This window comes from Microbacterium aquilitoris, from assembly GCF_031932285.1.
GTDB lineage: Bacteria > Actinomycetota > Actinomycetes > Actinomycetales > Microbacteriaceae > Microbacterium > Microbacterium aquilitoris.
Window position 1 is genome coordinate 267,228 of the sequence record NZ_JAUZVT010000002.1, and the last position, 17,204, is coordinate 284,431.

Below are 17,204 nucleotides of genomic sequence, written 5' to 3' on the forward strand. Positions count from 1 at the left end.
CTGCGTGTGTGGTCGGGTGGTGGTCTGCGACGGATGCCGCGGGCCCGACACCGACGTTACGAGTCCCGCCCGACGGGGACAACGGAACGGGACATGCGGCGTAACGTGACGCGGTCCGCGGGCGCCCGCGGAGTCACTAGCGTTGAGCGCATGGCGAATCGACGTGCAGTGGTGACCGGTGCGAGCTCGGGGATCGGTGAGGCGGCCGTCCGCGCGCTGAGGGCGGCGGGGTGGGACGTCGTGGGCGTCGCGCGTCGAGCCGCCCGACTGGAGGCCCTCGATGCCGAGATCGGATCGCAGTCCTACGCCGCCGACCTGACGAGCGAAGCGGATGTCGCGGCGCTCGCCGCGCACCTGGAGGACACCGGCCCGGTCCACGCGCTCGTCCACATCGCCGGCGGCGCGCGAGGCACGCAGCGCGTCGAGAACGGTGACCCCGACGACTGGCGCTGGATGTTCGAGGTCAACGTGCTCTCGGCTCAGCTCGTGACCGCCGCCCTCCTCCCGCTTCTGCGCCGCGCGGCGGAGGTCGACGGTCACGCCGACACCGTCTACGTCACCTCGACCGCCGCGCAGACCGCCTACCCGGGAGGCGCCGGGTACAACGCGGCGAAGGCGGGCGAGGCGATGCTCGTGCACGCCCTGCGGCTCGAACTGAACGGTGAGCCGATCCGCGTCGTCGAAGTCGCTCCCGGCATGGTGCAGACCGAGGAGTTCTCGCTCAATCGGCTCGGCGGCGACCGGTCCGCGGCCGAGAAGGTCTACGACGGCGTCGACCAGCCGCTGACCGCCGGCGACGTGGCGGATGTCATCGCCTACGCGCTGAACGCGCCGGGCCATGTGAACCTCGACCTCGTCACGATGCGACCGGTCGCGCAGTCCGCGCAGCACCTGCTGGCGCGCGGTCCGCTCCGGCCCCACACGATCGAGGGCTGAGCGCGCTCACGCCTCCGGCGGGGCGTCGGCGAAGGCGACCTTCGGGACGAGGATCAGCAGGAGCGCGGCGAGGAATCCGCCCGCGGCGCAGATGGCCCACACCGTGAGGTAGCCGCCCAGCGAGCTCGCCGTCTGCCCCGCGACGGCGCCCGCGCCGGCCGCGAGGACGACGCCGAAGACGGCGGAGGAGAACGCGCCGCCGATCGTCTTCGTGGTGTTCGTCATGCCCGACGCTTCGCCCGTCTTGCCGAACGGCGCCGCCGCCGCGGCGGCAGCGGGCATCGCGCCCACGAGGGCACCGCATCCGATGCCCGCGATCGACAGGTTCAGGAGCACCTGCCAGACCTCGAGATGGAACGGCAGGAACAGCGCGTAGCCGACTCCGACGAGGACGGCTGCGGCGATGAGCGCGAGACGCGGACTGACCCGCCGCGACGTCACCGCGAACAGGACCGCGCCCACGATCAGGGACACGAGGTAGAGGCCGATCACGTACGAGCGCTCGGTGGCGTCGAGCCCGAGGCCGTAGCCGAGCGACGAATCGGTGCCGGCGTAGGTCGACAGCGGCCCCTGCGCGCCGAGCAGGCTGATGCCGATGAGGAACGCCGTCGCCTGCACGGGCCACATGTCGGGACGCGCGAGCACGCGCATGTCGACGACGGGATGCCGGTGGCGCAGCTCGTGGCGGACGAACCAGACGAGCACGCCGACGCCGAGCACGAACAGCGCCGCGACCCCCGCCCACGTGCCCGCGCCGAGGCCGAGCTCGCCGATGAGCCGCATCCAGGCGAGGGCGCCCGTCACCAGCAGCAGTCCCCAGGCGAGGAGGATCACACCCACGGTGTCGAGGCGGCGCTCGCCGCTGGGGGTCGATTCGGGCACCCACAGCCAGATGACGATCACGACGAGCGAGACGGCGATGGCGGGGACCATGAGGGTGAGCCCGAGGTCGCCCGTCGCCGCGTAGATGCGTCCCGCGGCGAGGGCGCCGACGATCGCCCCCGCTTCGAGCCCGACGACGAGCAGCCCCGCAGCACGCCGGGTGAGCGAGACGCCGCGGTTCTGCTCCCGCCCGCGCTCGAAGATGAGGGCGACCTCGAGCGGCAGCCACACGACGTAGAAGCCCTGCAGCGACCAGAACAGCAGGAAGGTCCAGAACGAATCGGCGAAGACGAGGCCCCACGAGGCGAGGGCGGTGAGGACCGCGGCGACGAGCAGGATCCGTTTGTGCCCGAACATGTCGCCGAGCTTGGCGAGGATCGGGACGACGAGGGCGCTCAGCAGCAGCTGCCCGGCCTCGAACCAGTTCACGTCGGCGTCGCGGATGCCGAGCTGGACGACGATGTCGCTGAACAGGGGGACGTAGAACCCCTGCAGGATGCCGCTGACGAGCTCGACGACGATGAACCACCCGATGAGTCCCGCCGTGATGCCCAGCGTGGACGAACCCAACCGCGACGAGCGCGTGGCGGACGAGCGCAGCAACGGCGCGGAGGAGGGCGGGATCCCGGTCACGAGCGCGAGCCTAGCGCTGGAGCAGCCCGCCGTCCCGCAGGTCGTAGTCTGGGAATCCATGGACGAGGGGATGCCGGTGGCCGCCGAACGCGAGACGCTGACCTGGGATGATTTCGGCGGGGCGACCCGCGACCTGGCGCGCGGCATCGTCGCGGACGGGTTCGCTCCCGACATCGTCGTCGCGATCGCCCGCGGGGGTCTCCTGCCGGCCGGGGCCATCGCGTACGGACTCGGCGTCAAGAGCTGCGGAGCGCTGAACGTCGAGTTCTACACCGGGATCGGGACGGTCCTCGACGCGCCCGAGATCCTCCCGCCCGACCTCGACCTCAGCGCCCTGCCGGGCAAGCGCGTGCTCCTCGTGGACGACGTCGCCGACAGCGGCCGCACCCTCGCCCTCGCCGTTCAGCTCCTGAGCGACGCCGGCGCGGACGTCCGCTCGGTCTGCATCTACACGAAGCCCGGCTCCATCGCGATGCCCGACTACTCGTGGCGCGAGACCGACCGCTGGATCGATTTCCCGTGGTCGTTCCGCGGGACGGTCGTCCAGGAGGACGCGGGCCTCCCCGCCGGGGCATGAGCGGCCGCTCTCTCGACGCCCTCGCGGCCGACGGGCACATCCACCCCGAGTGGGCGGATGCCCTCGCTCCTGTCGCCGCGGACATCGCCGCGCTGGGCGACCGGCTCCGCGCGGACGAGCGCGGGTACCTGCCCGCGGGCGACCACGTCCTGCGTGCGTTCAGCCGGCCGCTCTCGGCCGTCCGCGTGCTGATCGTCGGCCAGGATCCGTACCCGACGCCGGGACACCCGATCGGGCTCTCGTTCGCCGTCGATCGCCACGTACGACCGCTGCCGCGGAGCCTCGGGAACATCTACGCCGAGTTGTCGACCGATCTCGGCATCCCTCCGGCGGCGCACGGCGACCTCTCGGCGTGGACCGACCAGGGCGTCATGCTGCTCAACCGCGTCCTGACCGTCGCACCCGGTGAAGCCGGCTCGCACCGCGGCTGGGGCTGGGAGCGTGTCACCGCCCACGCCATCTCGACGCTCGTCGCGTGGTCCGAGCCGCTCGTCGCGGTGCTCTGGGGGAAGGATGCCGCGACCCTCATCCCGATGCTCGGCGAGACCCCGCGCGTCGAGTCGGCGCATCCGTCCCCGCTGTCGGCGCGGCGCGGCTTCTTCGGCTCGCGCCCGTTCTCGCGGGTGAACGCCCTGCTCGAGGCGCAGGGGGCTGCTCCCGTCGACTGGCGACTGCCCGACTGAGCCGTATGCTGGCGGCATGCTGGAGGACGAGTACGAGCGCGATCGCCGCCGCCTTCCCCGTCATCTCCGCCGTCGCCCCGAGCCCGAGCGCGAGTTCTCGTTCGAGTTGCGGCCCGCTGTCCGAACCGACATGGCCGACGTGCGCGAGATCTACAACCACTACGTGGCGAACTCGGTCGTGACCTTCGACGAGAAGCGGTGGACGCACAAGCAGTGGGTCGAGAAGTTCGACTACCTCGCGAAGCTCGGACTGCCCTTCCTCGTCGCGGTGTCGCCGAGCGGGCAGATCCTGGGGTACGGCCTCGTCTCACCGTGGACCGGCAAGAGCGGGTTCCGCTACACCGTCGAGAACTCGATCTACCTCGGACAGGCCGCGACGGGCAAAGGCCTCGGTCGGGCGCTGCTCGAGGGGCTCATCGCCGCGTGCGAGGAGAAGGGTATCCGCGAGATGGTCGCCGTCGTCAGCGACAAGGGCGCCGACGCCTCCCTGGCCCTGCACGAACGGCTCGGGTTCGTCGAGGTGGGACGCATGGGCAAGGTCGGGTTCAAGTTCGGGCGCTCGCTCGGCACGATCTACCTGCAGAAGCACCTGGCCCCGAAGAAGAAGGACTCCCTCCTCACGCGTCTGCGTTCCCGCTGAGGTCGGCCGGCCGGACGGCCGCGCCGTCCGCCTGCACCCGGTCGATGAGCGCGCGCCACGGACCGCTGGCATCGCCCACGACCGCTCGGCGATCGTGGGTGCCGTGGATGGCCGCGACCTCCCACGAGAACCGGTCGGCGCCGGGAGCGGATGCCGCAGGCTCCTCCCACGGGCACGCGTCGAGGAGCGGCATCCACGCGTCGACGTCCGTCCCCGCGAGCTCGACGCGCCACGCGCGACGGAGCCCGGCGAATCCACCGGTGCGGACGACGGTGATCGTCAGCGGATCAACGGGATGCGGCATCCTCCACGACTCCGACGCTCGCCCACGCGGTGCGGACGGCGACGGCCTCCTCAGAGTCCTCACCGTACTCCGACACCGCTGTCTCGGCGGTGGCGGCCGCGAACTGCGCGAAGGTTGCCGCCGTCGAGAGGGTGCCCGAAACGAGGGTGAGGTACCAGATGCGCCCGGCGCGTTCCCAGGCGTAGCCGCCGAGAGCCGTCGCGACGAGGTGGAACGCCTTGTTCGGGATGCCGGAGTTGATGTGCACGCCGCCGTTGTCGCCCGAGGTCTCGACGAAATCGCGCATGTGCGAGGGCTGCGGATCCTTGCCGAGGACGTCGTCGTCGTACGCCGTCCCGGGGGCGGCGAGGGAGCGGAGCGCCGATCCCGTGACCGCGTCGGTGAAGATCCCGGCGCCGATGAGCCAGGTCGCGGCATCCGCCGTCTGACCCTGGTGGTGCTGGTCGGCGAGCGCACCGAAGACATCGGCGATCGACTCGTTGAGGGCGCCCGACTGTCCCGAATAGTCGAGACCGCCGGCCGACTCGATCACGCCGTGGCCCAACTCGTGCGCGATGACGCTGAGCGATCGCGTGAAGCCGGCGAACACCTCGCCGTCGCCGTCGCCGAACACCATGCGCTCGCCGTCCCAGAACGCGTTGTCGTAGGCGCGACCGTAATGGACCGTAGCGGCGAGGGAGCCGCTCCGCCCGTCGAGGCCGACCCGCTCGAAGGCGTCCCACAGGAAGGTGAAGGTCGCGCCCAGCCCGTCGTACGCTTCGTCGACCGCCGCGTCGCCGGTCGGAGCGGCGCCCTCGGCGCGCGCGGGTGTGCCGGGCAACTCCTCGCGGTTCTCCGCGTCGGAAATCAGACGATCGGAGTCGGGTGCGGCGGAGACGACGAGCGCGTCGCCGTCGACCGACAGGTCGAGGTGGGCGCGCATCGGCGCGTAGGCGCGCGGGACGGCGAGGGTGGCACGGGCCGCGGCGACGGCGTGCGGGAATCGTTCGGCCGGAGCGGCCGCGAGGCGGGCGAGCAGGTACGGCGGGACGATGGCGTGCATGCCGCCACGCTAGTCCCCTCCGCCGACACGGTGACCGGCGGTCTCACCGATCGCGTGGGTCGATGATCGGGATCGAGGCGAGGAGGCGCCGCGTGTAGGCCACCTGCGGCTCGAGCAGCACCTTCTCTGTCGGGCCCTCCTCGACGACGCGCCCCTCCGTCATGACGACCACGTCGTCGCACAGGTTCTGCACGACGCCGATGTCGTGCGAGACCATCACGAGGGTGAGGCCGTCACGCCGGCGGAGTTCGCGGATGAGGTCGAGGATGTGCGCCCGGACGGTCACGTCGAGGGCCGACAAGGGTTCGTCCCCGACGAGGACGTCGGGGCGATGGACGAGCGCCCGCGCCAGGGCGATCCGCTGCCGCTGTCCGCCGGAGAACTCGTGCGGGAACCGTTCGGCGGCGTCGGAGGGCAAGCCGACGTCGTCCAGGACCTCGCGGACGCGGGCCCGGTGATCGCCCGGGATGTCGAGGGCCGAGAGCGGCTCGGCCACGATCCGCCCGACGCTCATCCGAGGATCGAGGGACCCGTAGGGGTCTTGGAAGACGATGCCGGTGCGCCGCCGCAACCAGTGGAGCGAGCGCGCCGACGCCGATCCGTCCACGGGGCGTCCATCGAACACGACGGAGCCCGCGTTCGGTACGTCGAGACCGAGGAGCAGGCGCACGAGCGTCGACTTGCCCGAGCCCGACTCGCCGATGATCCCGAGGGCGCTTCCCGCCCGGACGTCGACGTCGACGTCGTCGAGCGCGGTGGTCCACCGGGCCGGCTCGAACGGCCGGGACCGCGGCATCCGGTATCGGCGCGTCAGACCACGTGCCCGCATCAGGTCGCTCACGCGCGGCCTCCCGGTCGCCAGAGGGTGGCGGTCGCGTCGCGGAGCAGTGCTTGGGTGACGGGGGAGGCGGGGGAGCGCAGCAGCATCCGAAGCGGCCCCGACTCGGCGACGCGACCCGATTCGAGCACGACGGCGTCGGTCGCGATCTGCGACAGCACCGCGAGGTCGTGCGTGATGAACACGAGCGCCATGCCGTCCTCGTCGGCGAGGTGGTGGAGGAGCTCGAGGATCTCCGCCTGGATCGTGACGTCGAGCGCGGTAGTCGGCTCGTCCGCGATCAGCAGCCGGGGACGGCACGCGAGGGCCATCGCGATCGCGACCCGCTGACGCTGTCCGCCCGAAAGCTGGTGCGGATAGCGACGGACGATGGCCTCGGGGTCGGGCAGCTTCACCCGACGCGCCTCCTCGACCGCCCGTGCCCACGCCTCGGCACGGGAGACGCCGCGCTGGTGGATGCGGATGGACTCGGCGATCTGCCGCCCGACCGTGCGGATGGGGTTCAGCGCCGTCTGCGGCTCCTGGAAGACCATGCCGATCTCGTCACCGCGCAGGCGCGCGAGGTCGCGATCCGGCATCCCGATCAGTTCCCGGCCCTCCCAGTGGATGCTGCCGCCGACCCGCGCGTCGTCGGGCAGGAGTCCGAGGACGGCGAGGGCTGTCAGCGACTTGCCCGATCCGGACTCGCCGATCAGCCCGACGCGCGCGCCGTCGGCGACCTCGAGGTCGACTCCGTCGACGACGCGGCGGCCGGCGATGTCGATCGTCAGACCGGTGATCGATAGCGTCATGCCGTCACCGCCGCGGGAGGCTCGGTGCCGCGCGGCGCGGATCCGCGGGACAGGGTCGGATCCGTGGCGTCGCGCAGGGCGTCGCCGAGGAGGTTGAAGCCGAGGACGGTGAGCGTGATCGCGAGCCCCGGCCACAGCACCGACAGCGGGTGGACGCTGATGAAGCGCTGCAGATCGGCGAGGAGCAGCCCCCACGACGGCTGGGTCACGGGGGCGCCGAAACCGAGGTACGACAGGCCCGCTTCGGCCAGCACGGCGACGGCCATGCCCCACGACAGTTGCACGATGAAGACGGGCGCGACGTTCGGGAGGAGGTGACGCCAGAGGTTCTGGGGCGGCGAGAGTCCCGCGGCGCGTCCCGCGAGGACGAAGTCGCTCCGGAGGATGCGGCGCAGCTCGGGGCGCGTGACGCGGGCGATGTTGACGCCGAACCCGATCCCGACCGACACGATGACGACCAGGAGCGAGCCGCCCCAGACGGCCGAGATCATCATCGCGATGAGGAGCACCGGGAAGGCGATGAGGATGTCGACGATCACCGTGACCCCCTCGCGGACCGGCCGCGGAGTGAGCGCACCGAGCGCGGCGAGCACGAGGCCGATGGCGGTCGCGATGACCCCGGCACCTACAGCGACGAGCACCGTCGTGCGCGAGCCTGCCATCAAGAGACTCAGGATGTCGCGTCCCGACCCGTCGGTCCCGAGCAGGTGCGCGGCCCCGGGTGCCGCCCAGCGGTTCGCGATGTCGACGCGTTGCGGGTCGAGCGGCGTCCAGAACAGGGAGACGAGCGCCGTCGCAGCGATGACGACGACCACGATCACCCCGAAGCGACCGGTCCCCGACGCCCAGACGCGCCTCGCCCACTGCAGTCGCCGCATCACTCGGCCTCTCGCTGGCGCGGATCGAGGACGCGGTGCACGAGATCGACGACGAACCCGATGATCAGGACGAGACCCGTCAGGACGAGGAGTTCCCCCTGCACCTTGACGAGATCGCGGTTGCCGGTGTCCTCGACCAGCATGCGCCCGATCCCGGGCAGGCTGAACAGCTGCTCGATGACGACCGCCCCGACCATGATGCCGGCCACCTGGACGCCCAGCACCGTGATGACCGACAGGCCGACACTCGGGAGCCCGTGGCGCAGGAGCGCCCGCGTGCGCGTGAGCCCTTTCGCTGCGGCGGTCCGCACGAAGTCCTGACCCATGGCCTGCAGGGTCGCCGAGCGGACGAACCGCAGCAGCACGGCTCCCTCGACGACGCCGATCGTGACGGCGGGGAGGACGAGCGCCCGGAACGCCGCCGCCGGGTCGGACCAGCCGGCCCGGGGGAACCCCTGGGCCGGCAGCCATCCCAGGGTCACGGCGAAGACGACGACGAGCATCATGCCCGCCCAGACGACGGGTACAGCGGCGAGGGCCTGCGCGCCGACCGAGACGGCGACGCCGTCCGGCCGATGCCGGCGCACCGCCGCGAGCACGCCGAAGGGGAGTGCGACCAGCAGGGCGACGACGAAAGCGAGGATGCCGAGGGGCACCGTCACCTCCGCTTTCTGCAGCAGCTCCGAGACGACGGGGGTGCCGGTGAGCTGCGAGGACCCGAGGTCGCCGCTGAGGATGCCGCCGATCCAGTCGCCGTACTGGACGGGGAGCGGCCGGTCGAGCCCCAGCCGTTCGCGGATGCCGGCGAGCTGCTCGGGGGTGGAGTTCACCCCGGCGATCAGCTGCGCGATGTCGCCCGGCAGGATCCGGAGGGTGGTGAAGATGAGCGCGCTGGCGACGAACAGGCCCAGCACCAGCAGGGCCAGTCGCGTCAGCGCGTAGCGGATCACCCCTCGCTCTTGGCCAGCTCGGCGACGTTGAGGCGCTCGTTCACGTTGACCGTCGGCATCCCGCTGACGTTCCACGCGACCGCGAGGACGGACTGACCGTTGTAGAGCCAGTCCGCCGCGTCGTCCTCGGACACGATGCGCGCGGCCTGCTTCAGCAGGTCGGCGGCTGCGGCGTCGTCCGTCGCGGCGACGGCCTCGGTGTAGAGCTTCTGGACCTCGGGGTTGTCGTAGGTGAAGTAGTAGTCCGGGTTCGCCCAGTTCTCGAAATCGTGCGCCTCCGTGTGGAGGACGAAGCTCAGCTCGTAGTCCTTGTTCACGTAGACGTCGTTAATCCAGGTGGGGAACTCGACGGGGTTCACCTTCAGGGTGATACCCACATCGCGCAGGTTCGAGACGAGGATCTGCGGAATCGTCGTGCCGTACGCGGAGGGGATCGTCAGGGTCAGGGAGAGGTTCTCCGCGCCCGCTTCGGCGAGCCGCTTCCGTGCCGCCTCGGGGTCGAACGGAGCGACCTCGGACAGGTCCTCGTATCCCGGGTCGAGCGAGGGGATCGGGCCGTACATCGTCTTGCCGGCGCCGAGCGCCTCGACGATCGATTTCTTGTCGATCGCCTGTCGGATGGCCTTGCGCACGCGCACATCCGCCAGCGGACCCGAGGTCTGGTTGAAGGCGAGCGTGCCCTTGTCTGTCGAGTCGCCGAGTTCGAGGGTGAAGTCGCCGTTCGCCTCGACCTGATCCTTCAGGTTCGCGTCGAACCCGGTCAGGACGTCGAACTCACCCGCGAGGGCGCCACTGAGTGCCGCCTGATTGTCGCTCACGTAAGAGAAGACGACTTCGGCGGCCGACGACGGCGTGCCCCAGTAGTCGGCGAACCGCTCGAACACGATGCTGTCGCCCTCGCGCCAGTCGGCGAGGCGGAAGGGACCGGTGCCGTTGGCCGCGGTCTTGCGGTCGATCGTGTCGCCCTCTTTGAGGACGAGGCCCGCGCGGCCGGTCAGGCTCCACAGCAGCGTCGAGTCGGGCGCCTTCAGGGTCAGCGTGATCTTCTGGCCCTCGGCCGCGATGGTCGCGACGTTGGCGAGACGTGCCGAGTCACGGTAGGTCGGGGTGTCCCGCTCCTGCGTGAGCGACCAGACGACGTCTTGCGGCGTGAGGGGCTGCCCGTCGTGGAACGTGACGCCCTCGCGCAGGGTGAACGTGTAGGTGAGCTTGTCGGCGGAGACCTCGTAGTCGCTGGCGAGCGCCGGCACGATCTTCTGGTCGGGCGTGCGGGCGATGAGACCCTGATACACGTTGTCGATCAGGATCTGGTCGAGGGCCGATCCGGCGGTCTCGCGGATGTCGAGGTTGCCGGGCTCGAGCACGAGACGCACGTTGACGGTCGCGTCGGGGTCGGGGGTTCCCGCCGATCCGGACGGAGCGGGCTGCGAGCCGGTGCAGCCCGAGAGGAGCAGGGCTCCGGCGGCGAGGAGCGCCGTGGCGGCCAAAGCGGTGCGGCGAAGCATGTGAGTGGGGGTCCTTTCGGCGTCGATGGGCGTCGTCGCTGACGCCGGCCCATCGCGGTGCTCGGTGCGCGTTACAGCCTAGAGTCCCGCGCGCGCAGTTCGGTCACCGGTCGTCATGCGCCGTGCGGATGCTCGCGGCGAGTTCGGCGGGCCGTTCCTCCTGGACGTTGTGGGCCGAATCGAGCTCGATCCGGCGGGTTCGCGGCATCCGTCGGAAGAACTCCTCGCGATCGGCGTCGGTGAGGAAGCCGCGTGTGCCGGTGACGAGGGTGACCGGTGCGGTGACGGCCGCGAGGTCGTCCCACCCTGCGGCGGAGAGGATGCCGGCGTTCGCCCGTTGCGCCTCGTCCACCGCGGCGGCCCCCGCAGGGTCGGCGGCGAGCCGGTTCGCGAGGTGGGCGAAGTGGTGCTTCCACTCGACGCGGCCGTCGGGGCGGACCCGCGAGTTCAGTGAGACGCCGCGTGCGGCGGCGTCGCGCGAACCGCCGAGTCCGAAGCTCAGCGCGCGTTCGACGAGTTCGTCCCGGCTCGCCCAATCGATGGGGCCGGCGAAGAACGCGCGGATGGATGACGCCGCGCCGTCCGGGTCGATCCCGGGGGAGATGTCGACGAGGACGAGGGAGCGGACGAGGTCGGGGTGCCGCGCCGCGAGCGCCGCCGCCGTGAGGCCGCCGAGCGAGTGTCCGACGAGCACCTGCGGCACGCCACCGGTCCATTCGCGGATCGCGGGTTCGATGTCAGCGGCCAGGGTCCGGCCCGTGTAGCGGGCGTCATCGCGCCACGAGGAGTCGCCGTGGCCGGGAAGGTCGAGGACGAGCGCGTCCAGGCCCAGATGCAGGACGGTCGTGTCCCACGTGTGCGCGTTCAGCCCCGCACCGTGGAGGAACGTCACCGGGGGAGCGGAGCCCGAGTCGCCGAAGCGCAGCGCGCTGATCACGCGCCCGTCGCCGAGCCGGTGCGTCAGCCGGCGCACCGGTGGCACCGGGATGCCGAGGGCATCGGCCTGCGCGGGGAGGTAGGAGAACTCGTCGAAGGCGGCGTCGCTCACGCAGACCATTCTCTCCGACGCCGACCACGACGGGCGCGGATAGGGTGACGGCATGAGCGATCAGCACCGCGTGCACCTGGCCCGTGCGGCCCGCCCGGCCTACGACGCCCTCGAGGCGTTCGCGACGACGGTGGGTGACCTCGCCGCCGAGGCGGGCATCGACGCCCGACTGCGCGAGATGGCCCTCATCCACGCCTCGCAGCTCAACGGCTGCGCGTACTGCGTCCGGGTCCACTCCGATCGGGCGGCGAAGGCCGGCGTGAGCTTCGACCACCTCGCTCAGATCCCGGTGTGGCGGGAATCGAGCGTGTTCACGGAGCGTGAGCGGGCGGCGCTCGAACTGACCGAGTCCTTCGTCTTCATCCACGAGGAGGGCGTCTCGGACGAGGTCTACGACCGTGTCGGCGGCATCCTGTCCGAAGAGGAGTACGTCGCGCTCAGCTGGCTCCTCGTGTCGATCAACGCGTTCAACCGCATCGCGATCGCCGGACGCTACCCCGTGCCCGAACGGCGCGGCGCGCCGCCGACGACGTGAACCTCCACGACGTCCCCGGCGCCTTCAACTTCCGGGACGTCGGCGGGCTCCCCGCCGGGGCGGGGCGGACCCGATCCGGAGTCCTGTTCCGCTCGGGGAATCTCGGTCACCTCACGGCGGCGGGGAGGGAGCGGGTCACGGCCCTCGGTATCCGTCGCGTCGTCGACCTGCGGGACGACAACGAACGTCGCAGCGAACCGTCGCGCCTCGACGGTCTCGGCATCGACACCGTGCATCTGCCCATGTACGCCGGGTCGGTCGCGTCGTTCTTCGACGACGACCTCTCGCTCGCCGATGTGTACCGAGCACTCATCGACGGCTCGGCGGCGCGCCTGGTCGAGGCGGCGCGCGCCGTTCTCGACGTGCAGCCCGTGCTCGTCCACTGCACGGTCGGCAAGGACCGCACCGGGCTGTCGGTCGCGCTCGTCCTCGCCGCCGCGGGCGTGGACGAGGACGCCGTGATCGCCGACTACGCGCGCACCGAGCAGCTCCTGCCGCTCGGGAGGAACGAGAGCGTCCTGCGCTTCCTCCGCCACAGGTACCCGGACGCCCGGCACCTGGACGACCTCGTCACCCGGTCGCCCGCGGCCGAGCTCCGCGCCGTGTTCGACGATCTGCGACTGCGCTACGGCGGGCCGGTCGATTACCTGCAGGCGCACGGGCTCACCGAGGCGGAGATCGGCGGACTGCGTCGTGCGCTGGTGGAGTGACGCTCCCGGTCAGCGCGGGATGTACCGGCCGTCGGCCAGCCCCGCGTCGATCTCGAACCTGTTCCGCAGTGGGTTGCGCCCCGCCAGCGCGTAGAGGAGCGGCATCAGCATGCCGTAGCGGCGCCACTGCTCGCGGTGGACGCCCTCATGCGCGAGCAGCCGATCGTCGATCGGGCCGTCGCCGGTGAGGAAGCACCCCCCGACGCAGACACCGCCGCGGCCGAACGTGACCCCCGGCATCCCCCGGAACACCCACAGTCCCGCGCGCCGCTCGACGCGGCCCGTCGACCAGAGCGTCCCCCACACGAACCCGAACGCCGTCCCGGCGAGGTAGCCGAGCCGGCTGATCGGGGAGTCGAGGAGGATGCCGGGGATCCACCGATCGAATCGGCGGCCGCGCTCGACGGCGCGCGCGGCGTGCGCCTCCCATCCCGCCGGGGGTACGGGGCTCACGCGACCGCTCCCACGAGACGGAGGATCGTGCCGAGGTCCTCGACTGCGGCGTCGCGGGTCGCCGGCGCGAAACCGGAGATCGATGCGCCGACCAGCGGCATCCGCTCGCGCAGCCGTGCGAGGGAGGCGGTCACGTGGGCCGGGTCGGCACCGAACGGGACGGGCTCGAGGAGGCCCACGATGGCGGCCGGGTCGAGGACGTCGAGGTCGATGTGCACGTACACGGCGTCCGCTCCGGTGGCCGTGACGGCGTCGGCGAGGGCCTCCGTGTCGGCGAGGGCGTCTGCGGTCATCCGCGTGATGGGCGAGTCGGCCAGGGCGTCCGCCTCGGCGTCGTCGAGGGCGCGGGCACCCACGAGAACCGTGCGCGCGGGGGCGGCAGGCGGTGTCGGGGCGAAGGGACCCGGCTCGATCGCGGCGCGGAGGGCCATGCCGGCGAGGGCTCCCGAGGGCGACGAGTCGGGCGTGTGGAGGTCGCCGTGGGCATCGAGCCAGACCACCGTGAGGGACGGATGCCGCGCGGCCGCCGCGGCGATCGCCGGGACAGCGACGGCGCAGTCGCCGCCGATGATCACGGCGGGCTCGTCCGTGCTCTGCAGGAATTCGCCGATCGCGTCGCGGACGCGGCTGAGGGTGCTGAAGCGACGGATGCCGGTTCCCACCGCCTCACCCGCTTCGGCGGGGACCTCGACGCGGGTCACGGCCGAGCGCGGCAGATCCTCGGCGATCGCCTCGGCCCCGTCGATCAAGCGCATCGCGCGGGACGACGGCGAACCCTGCCACTGCGGGACGACGAGGAATCGGGTCATGCGTACCTCCGGGGGGAGCACGGCGGCGCCGGACCCGTGGGCCCGGCGCCGCGTCTCGCGTGCGGTGCTTACTGCTCGATCGCGCCGGCGTTGCCGCCAGTCTTCAGCGCGGCCAGGCGCGCCTCGACCTCGGTGAGCTCGCCGAGGTCCTCGAGCTGGTTGAACTGCGCGTCGATCGTCGAGGCGGCGATCTCGGCCTTGCCGGCGGCGAGGGCCTCCTGGCGGCGGACCTTGTCCTCGAAGCGGCCGAGCTCGCTGGTCGGGTCGAGCACGTCGATCGACTTGACGGCGTCGTGCACCTTGTTCTGGGCCTCGGCCGTCTTGGCGCGGGCGAGCAGCTCGGAGCGCTTCGAGCGAAGCTGGTCGAGCTTCTGCTTCATGCCGTTGAGGCCGTCCTTGAGCTTGTCGACGACCTCGGTCTGCGACGCGATGGACGGGGCGATCGCCCGGGCCTCGTTCTCCTCGCTGATCTGGCGCTGCAGGGCGATCTTGGCGAGGTTGTCGAACTTGTCGGCATCCGTCGTGTTCCCGGCGGAGCGCAGCTCGTCGGCCTTGCGGCTGGCGGCGATGGCCTTGTTGCCCCACTCGGCGGCGGCCTTCACGTCTTCGTCGTGGTCGCGCTCGAGCAGGCGCAGGTTGCCGATGGTCTCGGCGATGGCGGTCTCGGCGTCGGCGATGTTGTTCGTGTAGTCCCGCACGAGCTGGTCGAGCATCTTCTGCGGGTCCTCGGCGGAGTCGAGGAGGGCGTTGATGTTCGCCTTCATGAGGGTGGAGATGCGGCCGAAGATGGACTGCTTTGCCATCGGGTTTCCTTTCGATACGAGAGGTCGTGCTGTCGAGGTCTGTGAGGTGCGGCGCCGGAAGATCAGAATCGGCCTCCGCCTCGTCGCGAGCGGGATCCGCCGCTGCTGCGTCCGATCGAGCCGCCGCCGAACCCGCCACCGCCGAATCCGCCACTGCGCCGCGACGACGAACCGCCGAAGCCGCCGCCGAATCCACCGGAGGAGCGTCCCGATCCGCCGCCGCCCAGAAGGGAGCCGAGGATGATGCCGCCCAGCATGCCGCCGAAGTCGCCCCCGCCGCCAGTGTTTCCGCCGCCGGCGAACGATCCGACGTCGCCCTGTGCGCGCTGCATCGCCTCGCCGGCCAGCGCGGCGGCACGGTGCGCGAGATCGAGGGCGCGCTCGGGATCGCTCTGCTGCAGCTGCGTGGCCTGGACGAGGGCCGCACCGGCTTCGGCGAGACGGGTCCGCGCGGTGGCGCCGACGGCGCCTCGGCGGGCGCTGATGAAGTCCTCGGCGGCGGAGACCTGGGCCTTCGCCTGCAGGAGGGTCTGCGACAGGACGCTGCGGGCACGGTCGGCGCGCTGCTGCGCGTCGCGCACCTCGCCGAGCGCGCCGTCGATCGCGGCGTTCGCCTGTTCGAGGAGGGCGACGGCGGACAGCGGGTCGCGCGCGCTGCCGGTCAGCCTCTCGCGGGCGGCGTCGAGGTTCTGGCGCGTCGACGCGATGACCGGTGCGAGGCGCGAGTCCGGGTCGGGGGTCGCGGCTGCCGCGGCGAGGTCGGCGTCGAGTTCGGTGACGAGGGCGGCCCCGCCCCGTTCGGCGTCGGCGAGGTCGGCGGCCAGCTTCTCGATCGCCTCCTGCAGGCGCGACGCCTGATCGACGGCCTGCTCCGCGGCACGGATACCGACGGCCGCCCCCGCGCCGTCGCCTGCCGCGACCTCGCTCTGGGCCTCGGTCAGACGGGCATCGGCGAAACTCAGTCGATCGCGGGCCTGCGCGGCGTTGTCCGCCACGGCGGCGAGGGCGTCCGCTCGGTAGTTCTCGCGCAGCTGCGCGAGACGGGCGTCGACACCCTCGAGTCGCGTGCCCGCATCGGCCCGCAGCTGCTGAACGCGCGCGAGGGCCTCGGGTGCGTTCTTCGCGAGATCGCGCAGCGCGTCGAACGCGTCGGCCTTCTCGGCGAGGGCCGCCGAGGCGCTCCGGCAGAGGTCGAGGATCTCGCCGTACCAGGCGCGGCGCTGCTCGGGGGAGTCGGGGACGTCGTCGTCCATCTGCTGCTGCAGCGCGAAGGCGCGGTCCAGAGAGCTGCGCGCCGCCGCGATCGCCTGCTCGAACTCGGCGGTCGCGGCATCTCCGAACTCCGCTTTCGCGAAGGCGAGTTCCTGTGCACTCGTGGTCATTGCGTCGTCCGTCTGGACGAGGGCAGCACCGGCCTGCCGTTCGAGTTCCTCGAGCGGGATCGGTCGCGAGCCGGACGATCCACCCGCGGCGGCGCGGCGTCTGCGCACGAGCGCCCACACGAGAAGCGCACCGAGGATCGCGGCGACGATCACCACGACCCAGATGACGCCTCCGCCCCCGCCGGAGCGGGTATCGGCGAGTCCGTCCGCTGCGGCGATGCCCGCACCGGCCCAGTCCTCCTGCTGCAGAGCGGGGAGCACGCGGTCCTGCTCGATCGCCGTGATCCGGTCGTCGGAGACGGGGCCGGACGAATCTGAGGAGAGGTAGTAGGCGCGACCCTCGGTGGCGACCGCGAGGAGGTACTGGTCCGGACCGAGGTTGTTGAGCTCGGCGGTGTCGGAGGCCCATTTCTCGGCGCTGGTCGGGCTGGTGAACCTGTCGACATAGACGACCCAGAGGTCGAGGCCCGTGTCAGCCGTGAGTCGTTCCAGGTGAGCGTCGAGGTTCGCCTCCTGCGCGTCGGTCAGGACGTCGGCCTGATCCCACACGCGACCGTCGCCGAGGGTGACGGGCTCGGTCGCCGACGCCGGCACCGCGAATCCCAGGGAGCCGACCAGGACCGCGAGCGAGACCGCGACGACGGACGTCAGTCGGGATCGCATCGGTGGGTCCTCCGGGAGTCGCTCGGTGAGTCACTCGGCGGTCGTAACCGCTTGTCGCGAGTCTATGCCGCGGCTCGTATGTCTCGATACCGGGTTGCCGTCGGAGCGCCTGTGGGTTCCCTTTGCGTTGCTCATCTAGGCT

19 protein-coding genes are annotated in these 17,204 nt (G+C 71.6%); 6 read left to right on the plus strand and 13 right to left on the minus strand.

Features of this window, described 5'->3' with window-relative positions; genetic code table 11:
• The first annotated feature begins 150 nt into the window (after positions 1 to 150).
• Positions 151 to 936, plus strand: coding sequence for an SDR family oxidoreductase (locus Q9S78_RS08020; protein ID WP_311869954.1), 786 nt, complete (start codon positions 151 to 153; stop codon positions 934 to 936).
• A 6-nt stretch (positions 937 to 942) separates the two neighbouring features.
• Here Q9S78_RS08020 and Q9S78_RS08025 read toward each other — a convergent pair whose 3' ends face one another.
• Positions 943 to 2,388, minus strand: a complete 1,446-nt coding sequence (locus Q9S78_RS08025; protein ID WP_311870678.1) for an MFS transporter — start codon at positions 2,386 to 2,388, stop codon at positions 943 to 945.
• 121 nt (positions 2,389 to 2,509) lie between these two features.
• Here Q9S78_RS08025 and Q9S78_RS08030 point away from each other — a divergent pair, with 121 nt between their 5' ends.
• The 3 genes from Q9S78_RS08030 to Q9S78_RS08040 are packed head-to-tail and all read left to right on the plus strand — an operon-like array spanning position 2,510 to position 4,351.
• On the plus strand, positions 2,510 to 3,028 hold the full coding sequence (locus tag Q9S78_RS08030; protein WP_040570643.1) for a phosphoribosyltransferase: 519 nt from the start codon (positions 2,510 to 2,512) through the stop codon (positions 3,026 to 3,028).
• Positions 3,025 to 3,711, plus strand: coding sequence for a uracil-DNA glycosylase (locus Q9S78_RS08035; RefSeq protein ID WP_311869955.1), 687 nt, complete (start codon positions 3,025 to 3,027; stop codon positions 3,709 to 3,711). The genes Q9S78_RS08030 and Q9S78_RS08035 overlap by 4 nt, the downstream gene beginning before the upstream one ends.
• Positions 3,712 to 3,727: 16 nt before the next feature.
• Entirely contained in the window at positions 3,728 to 4,351 is a 624-nt protein-coding gene (locus Q9S78_RS08040; protein WP_311869956.1) for a GNAT family N-acetyltransferase, read from the plus strand.
• On the opposite strand, the gene Q9S78_RS08045 is transcribed toward Q9S78_RS08040, so the two are convergent.
• The 8 genes from Q9S78_RS08045 to Q9S78_RS08080 all read right to left on the minus strand — a co-directional run bounded on the left by Q9S78_RS08045 (position 4,329) and on the right by Q9S78_RS08080 (position 11,716).
• Positions 4,329 to 4,655: a protealysin inhibitor emfourin gene (locus Q9S78_RS08045; RefSeq protein WP_311869957.1), complete on the minus strand. Its 327-nt coding sequence runs from the start codon at positions 4,653 to 4,655 to the stop codon at positions 4,329 to 4,331. The genes Q9S78_RS08040 and Q9S78_RS08045 overlap by 23 nt on opposite strands.
• Positions 4,639 to 5,697 carry a M4 family metallopeptidase gene (locus tag Q9S78_RS08050; protein WP_020096793.1) on the minus strand — a complete coding sequence of 353 codons (1,059 nt, stop codon included), beginning with the start codon at positions 5,695 to 5,697 and terminating at the stop codon, positions 4,639 to 4,641. Before Q9S78_RS08050 ends, Q9S78_RS08045 begins: the two co-directional genes overlap by 17 nt.
• Positions 5,698 to 5,740: 43 nt before the next feature.
• Positions 5,741 to 6,493: an ABC transporter ATP-binding protein gene (locus Q9S78_RS08055; RefSeq protein WP_020096794.1), complete on the minus strand. Its 753-nt coding sequence runs from the start codon at positions 6,491 to 6,493 to the stop codon at positions 5,741 to 5,743.
• A 41-nt stretch (positions 6,494 to 6,534) separates the two neighbouring features.
• The gene (locus Q9S78_RS08060; RefSeq protein ID WP_020096795.1) at positions 6,535 to 7,326 is read right to left on the minus strand and encodes an ABC transporter ATP-binding protein; all 792 of its coding nucleotides are present in this window, start codon (positions 7,324 to 7,326) and stop codon (positions 6,535 to 6,537) included.
• Positions 7,323 to 8,204, minus strand: a complete 882-nt coding sequence (locus tag Q9S78_RS08065; RefSeq protein WP_311869958.1) for an ABC transporter permease — start codon at positions 8,202 to 8,204, stop codon at positions 7,323 to 7,325. The genes Q9S78_RS08060 and Q9S78_RS08065 overlap by 4 nt, the downstream gene beginning before the upstream one ends.
• On the minus strand, positions 8,204 to 9,154 hold the full coding sequence (locus Q9S78_RS08070) for an ABC transporter permease (RefSeq protein WP_311869959.1): 951 nt from the start codon (positions 9,152 to 9,154) through the stop codon (positions 8,204 to 8,206). Before Q9S78_RS08070 ends, Q9S78_RS08065 begins: the two co-directional genes overlap by 1 nt.
• Entirely contained in the window at positions 9,151 to 10,659 is a 1,509-nt protein-coding gene (locus Q9S78_RS08075) for an ABC transporter substrate-binding protein (protein WP_311869960.1), read from the minus strand. The genes Q9S78_RS08070 and Q9S78_RS08075 overlap by 4 nt, the downstream gene beginning before the upstream one ends.
• A gap of 103 nt (positions 10,660 to 10,762) precedes the next feature.
• Entirely contained in the window at positions 10,763 to 11,716 is a 954-nt protein-coding gene (locus Q9S78_RS08080; protein ID WP_311869961.1) for an alpha/beta fold hydrolase, read from the minus strand.
• A gap of 43 nt (positions 11,717 to 11,759) precedes the next feature.
• Here Q9S78_RS08080 and Q9S78_RS08085 point away from each other — a divergent pair, with 43 nt between their 5' ends.
• On the plus strand, positions 11,760 to 12,242 hold the full coding sequence (locus tag Q9S78_RS08085) for a carboxymuconolactone decarboxylase family protein (protein WP_018188667.1): 483 nt from the start codon (positions 11,760 to 11,762) through the stop codon (positions 12,240 to 12,242).
• Positions 12,239 to 12,952 (plus strand): tyrosine-protein phosphatase, encoded by a 714-nt coding sequence (locus tag Q9S78_RS08090; protein ID WP_311869962.1) that lies wholly within the window; start codon positions 12,239 to 12,241, stop codon positions 12,950 to 12,952. The genes Q9S78_RS08085 and Q9S78_RS08090 overlap by 4 nt, the downstream gene beginning before the upstream one ends.
• Before the next feature lie 9 nt (positions 12,953 to 12,961).
• Here the strand turns inward: Q9S78_RS08090 and Q9S78_RS08095 are convergent, their stop codons facing one another.
• The 4 genes from Q9S78_RS08095 to Q9S78_RS08110 all read right to left on the minus strand — a co-directional run bounded on the left by Q9S78_RS08095 (position 12,962) and on the right by Q9S78_RS08110 (position 17,062).
• Positions 12,962 to 13,405, minus strand: coding sequence for a hypothetical protein (locus Q9S78_RS08095; protein WP_018188665.1), 444 nt, complete (start codon positions 13,403 to 13,405; stop codon positions 12,962 to 12,964).
• Positions 13,402 to 14,214: an arginase family protein gene (locus Q9S78_RS08100; protein ID WP_020096801.1), complete on the minus strand. Its 813-nt coding sequence runs from the start codon at positions 14,212 to 14,214 to the stop codon at positions 13,402 to 13,404. The genes Q9S78_RS08095 and Q9S78_RS08100 overlap by 4 nt, the downstream gene beginning before the upstream one ends.
• A gap of 68 nt (positions 14,215 to 14,282) precedes the next feature.
• A complete protein-coding gene (locus Q9S78_RS08105) occupies positions 14,283 to 15,017 on the minus strand; it encodes a PspA/IM30 family protein (RefSeq protein ID WP_018188663.1) in 735 nt (244 codons plus the stop codon).
• Between the two features lie 62 nt (positions 15,018 to 15,079).
• Positions 15,080 to 17,062, minus strand: a complete 1,983-nt coding sequence (locus tag Q9S78_RS08110; RefSeq protein ID WP_311869963.1) for a TPM domain-containing protein — start codon at positions 17,060 to 17,062, stop codon at positions 15,080 to 15,082.
• Positions 17,063 to 17,204 lie beyond the last annotated feature (142 nt).

Coding starts and splice junctions, on each gene's coding strand:
- Q9S78_RS08110 (WP_311869963.1), bottom strand. CDS start 17,062: ATGCGATCCCGACTGACGTCCGTCGTCGCGGTCTCGCTCGCGGTCCTG.
- Q9S78_RS08080 (WP_311869961.1), bottom strand. CDS start 11,716: ATGGTCTGCGTGAGCGACGCCGCCTTCGACGAGTTCTCCTACCTCCCC.
- Q9S78_RS08060 (WP_020096795.1), bottom strand. CDS start 7,326: ATGACGCTATCGATCACCGGTCTGACGATCGACATCGCCGGCCGCCGC.
- Q9S78_RS08100 (WP_020096801.1), bottom strand. CDS start 14,214: ATGACCCGATTCCTCGTCGTCCCGCAGTGGCAGGGTTCGCCGTCGTCC.
- Q9S78_RS08105 (WP_018188663.1), bottom strand. CDS start 15,017: ATGGCAAAGCAGTCCATCTTCGGCCGCATCTCCACCCTCATGAAGGCG.
- Q9S78_RS08045 (WP_311869957.1), bottom strand. CDS start 4,655: ATGCCGCATCCCGTTGATCCGCTGACGATCACCGTCGTCCGCACCGGT.
- Q9S78_RS08020 (WP_311869954.1), top strand. CDS start 151: ATGGCGAATCGACGTGCAGTGGTGACCGGTGCGAGCTCGGGGATCGGT.
- Q9S78_RS08035 (WP_311869955.1), top strand. CDS start 3,025: ATGAGCGGCCGCTCTCTCGACGCCCTCGCGGCCGACGGGCACATCCAC.
- Q9S78_RS08065 (WP_311869958.1), bottom strand. CDS start 8,204: ATGCGGCGACTGCAGTGGGCGAGGCGCGTCTGGGCGTCGGGGACCGGT.
- Q9S78_RS08085 (WP_018188667.1), top strand. CDS start 11,760: ATGAGCGATCAGCACCGCGTGCACCTGGCCCGTGCGGCCCGCCCGGCC.
- Q9S78_RS08040 (WP_311869956.1), top strand. CDS start 3,728: ATGCTGGAGGACGAGTACGAGCGCGATCGCCGCCGCCTTCCCCGTCAT.
- Q9S78_RS08055 (WP_020096794.1), bottom strand. CDS start 6,493: ATGCCGCGGTCCCGGCCGTTCGAGCCGGCCCGGTGGACCACCGCGCTC.
- Q9S78_RS08075 (WP_311869960.1), bottom strand. CDS start 10,659: ATGCTTCGCCGCACCGCTTTGGCCGCCACGGCGCTCCTCGCCGCCGGA.
- Q9S78_RS08050 (WP_020096793.1), bottom strand. CDS start 5,697: ATGCACGCCATCGTCCCGCCGTACCTGCTCGCCCGCCTCGCGGCCGCT.
- Q9S78_RS08030 (WP_040570643.1), top strand. CDS start 2,510: ATGGACGAGGGGATGCCGGTGGCCGCCGAACGCGAGACGCTGACCTGG.